This is a genomic window from Glycomyces salinus (genome assembly GCF_016428645.1).
In the GTDB taxonomy this organism is placed as follows: Bacteria; Actinomycetota; Actinomycetes; order Mycobacteriales; family Micromonosporaceae; genus Glycomyces; species Glycomyces salinus.
On sequence record NZ_JAELXW010000031.1, the window covers coordinates 1 to 3,481 of the forward strand.

The window sequence follows — 3,481 nt, forward strand, 5'->3', positions numbered from 1 at the left end:
GGTCAGCTCCCAGCCGACCGCGCCCAGGTTCTGGCGCAGCTGCTCCTCGTCGCGGGCTCCGACGATCACCGAGGCGACCGTGGGGCGGCGCAGGAGCCAGTTGATCGCGATCTGCGGGACGGTCCTGCCGGTCTCCTCGGCGACCTCGTCGAGGGCGTCGACCACGTCGTAGAGGTGCCCGTCGTCGACCGGCGGCCCCCACTGCGCGGTCTCGTGCAGGCGGCTTCCCTCCGGGATGGGCCGGCCGCGGCGGATCTTCCCGGTCAGTCGTCCCCAGCCCAGCGGGCTCCAGACCATCGCGCCGACTCCCTGGTCGGCGCCCAGCGGCAGCAGCTCCCACTCGTAGTCGCGGCCGACCAGCGAGTAGTAGACCTGGTGGGCGGCGAAGCGGGGCAGGCCCAGCCGGTCGGCGGCGGCCAGGGACTTCATCAGCTGCCATCCGGCGTAGTTCGAGGCGCCCGCGTAGCGGATCTTCCCGGCCCTCACCAGGCCGTCGAGCACGGACATCGTCTCCTCGACGGGAGTCCCGGCGTCGAAGGCGTGCAGCTGGAACAGGTCGATGTGGTCGGTGCCCAGGCGCCGCAGTGCCGCTTCGACCGCGCCGGTCAGGTGCGCGCGGGAGGCGCCGGCGTCGCCCGGGCCCTCGCCGACCGGCAGCGCGGCCTTGGTGGAGATGAGCACCCGGTCCCTGCGGCCCTTGAGCGCCGCTCCGAGGATCTCCTCGGAGGCGCCGTCGGAGTAGACGTCGGCGGTGTCGAACATGTTGAGCCCGGCGTCGAGGGCGATGTCGACCATGCGGCGGGCCTGGTCGACGTCGGTGTCGCCCCACGCGGAGAACAGCGGGCCCCGGCCGCCGAAGGTCCCGGCCCCGAAACTTAGAGCAGGGACATGGAGGCCGGAGGCTCCGAGTCGTCGGTATTCCATGATCAGATCCTTCTAATGGTCCTGTGGTTCTGTTAACGTGAGGACTAGACTAACTCAGGAATGCTGTAAACACAACTGGAGTTCCATTATGAGCGTGGATCTGCCCGAACCCGGGACCGTCCGGCCCGGCGGCCGCACCGCCCGCGTCCGGTCCGCGGTGCTGCGCGCCGCCGCCGACGCGCTCATAGAGCACGGATTCGGCCACATCGACCTGGCCGACATCGCCCGGCGGGCCGGGGTCGGCAAGACCACCGTCTACCGCCGCTGGGGGACCGTCCCCGGGGTGGTGGCCGACCTGCTCGCCCAGATGGCCGAGACCTCGCAGCCGCGCTCGGACACCGGGACGCTCCGCGGCGACCTCCTGGCCCTCGCCCACCTGATCCGCCGCACCCTGACCGACCCCCTCCAAGGACCGCTGTTCAAAGCCGTCATCGCCGCCGCCACCTGCGACGAGCAGGCCGCCGAGGCGCTGCACCGCTTCTACGCGATCCGGATCGCCGAATGGGCCCCGTGCGTCGAGCGCGCCGCCGAGCGCGGAGAGGTCCCGGCCGCAACCGACGCCGCCGAGGTCGTCCGGGCCGTCTCCGCGCCGCTCTACTACCGGCTCCTGGCCAGCGGCGAACCGCTCGAACCGGCCGCGGCCGACCGCGCCGCCGAGGCCGCGGCGGTCGCGGCCGAAGCCGGCGCCTTCGCGCCGTAGGCCCGAGCGCTGCCGCGGCGGGCTCAGTCTTCGGCGCGGACGTACTCCGTCTCCCCGAACTCCCCGGAGACGACGAGAGTGTCGCCGTCCGGGCCGAGCTCGAAGGTCATGGTGAAGGCCCAGTCGTCCGGGTCCGCGTCCTCTCCGTATTCCTCATAGATGCTGTCGGAGGGCGTGAAGTCGACGGTGAACACCGAGCCGTCCTCGGTCTCGACACTCCCCGACCAGTAGTCCACGATCGTGCCCTCGGAGGTATAGGTGGCGTTGCCCTCCGCGTCGAAGACCAGCGTCGACGCCTGTCCCGGCGAGGTCGCCACCACGTTCCACGTCCCCTCCAGCGGGCTGGCCGGAGCGGACGGTCCGGCCGTTTCCGAGTCGGGAGGATTCCGATCGTCGGCGACTGAGGACGGGTCGCCGAAGACCGCCAGCGCGTTGGCGACCGGGCGCTCCTCTCCGAGCACCCATGGATCGGACGGATCGCTCACCACTTCGAGCCCGTCCCCGTCCGGTCGGGCCGCGGCCATGAGACTGGAGCCCCCGCCGTCCAGTGCCACCGCGCCCTGGACTCCGAGCAGTTGCACCAGTGCCGTGATCTGTTCCAGAGTGACGCCCGGGTTCTCGTCGGTCCGGCCGTCCACCACCACCATGTAGACGGTCAGACCGTCCTGGCTGTTGGCGACCACGGTGCGCGGCGCCTGCTGGTCGTTCTCGCTGAAGTCGTAGACCACCTCGTCGTCGACGATCAGGGGCAGGCCGCCGAGTGCGTCGGTGAATTCGTAGCCGTCAGGGGACACCAGTTCGTACTCCCACGTGACGGGGTCCCCGACTTCGAGCTCCAGGAGATCGTCCGCGGCCGAGTCCCGGGCCACGAAGACGGTCTCGTCCGGGTCGACGCCGCTCCAGTCGCTGTAGAGGTCGTTGACGGTGCTGACGACTCCGTCGACGACGGTGACTTCGGTGACCTTCTCGCTGCACGGACCATGGCGGTCGTCGTCGGTGCCGCAGACGGCGCGGTTGCGCGTCTCAGGCCCCCACTCGGGGGTGAAGGCACCGATGCCGCCGTCGGGGATGGCGTATTGATTGACCGCGTCCAGTTCGAAGGATCCGATCGGGGTGCGAATCTCCCCGTCGACGTGGAGGCTGGAGACCCTCGCGCGCCCGCCGGTGGTGATGCCGAAGACGGTGTCGTTGGCGGTGAACTGGCCGTAGCGGCGCGGGCCCATCCGCTGCTCGCCGGGAACCGGCCCCTTCAGGTCCTCGCCGTCCACGACGACCGGGCCCACCGGGGCGTCGGTGTGGGGCTCGTCGGGATGGCCGTCCTCTCGGTTGTTGAAGAAGTCCCCGTTGACGACCGCGACGGCCCCGGCCTCTTGTCCCATGGTGCTGGGCCTCTCGGTGGCGGCCAGATGGTCCGGCATCAGGACCCCCACACCGACACCGTCGGCTTCCAGGTCGACGGTCAATATGTGGGCTCGCGAACCGTTGAGCTCGCAGGACACGTACGCAACACCGTTCGCCACCGCACCGGGATCACCGGCCTGCGAATCAGAGCAGAGCGCCGTTTGCCCTGAATCCGAGTCCGAATCGGTGCAGGCGGCGAGGCTGGTGGACCCCGTGATGACCAGAATCGCGCCCACAACCGTGGTCCATTGGCCTCTTCGCATGTGACGCAGTGTATTAGCGCTGTGCTACCGAAGTATCGACCAAATGAAGCGAGCGCTGACGGCGACCGAAGCGGGCTGTCGGGCACCGGATCCGGTCCGCAGGTGAGGAGGATGCCGCCTCATTCGGGCGGCGACCATGGGCTGTGTGGAGTGTGAATCGCCCCGGCTGTGATAGAGGGTTGATTACGTGGTG

At 70.0% G+C, this 3,481-nt stretch carries 3 protein-coding genes; 1 reads left to right on the plus strand and 2 read right to left on the minus strand.

The window, feature by feature from the left end:
* Nucleotides 1-924 (minus strand): aldo/keto reductase (locus tag JFB92_RS10870; protein ID WP_199038002.1); only part of this gene is annotated, 924 nt, incomplete at its 3' end.
* Nucleotides 925-1,012: 88 nt separating this feature from the next.
* On the opposite strand from JFB92_RS10870, the gene JFB92_RS10875 reads away from it, so the two are divergent.
* Nucleotides 1,013-1,624, plus strand: coding sequence for a TetR/AcrR family transcriptional regulator (locus JFB92_RS10875; protein ID WP_199038004.1), 612 nt, complete (start codon nucleotides 1,013-1,015; stop codon nucleotides 1,622-1,624).
* Between the two features lie 23 nt (nucleotides 1,625-1,647).
* Here the strand turns inward: JFB92_RS10875 and JFB92_RS10880 are convergent, their stop codons facing one another.
* On the minus strand, nucleotides 1,648-3,144 hold the full coding sequence (locus tag JFB92_RS10880; RefSeq protein WP_199038006.1) for a phosphodiester glycosidase family protein: 1,497 nt from the start codon (nucleotides 3,142-3,144) through the stop codon (nucleotides 1,648-1,650).
* Nucleotides 3,145-3,481 lie beyond the last annotated feature (337 nt).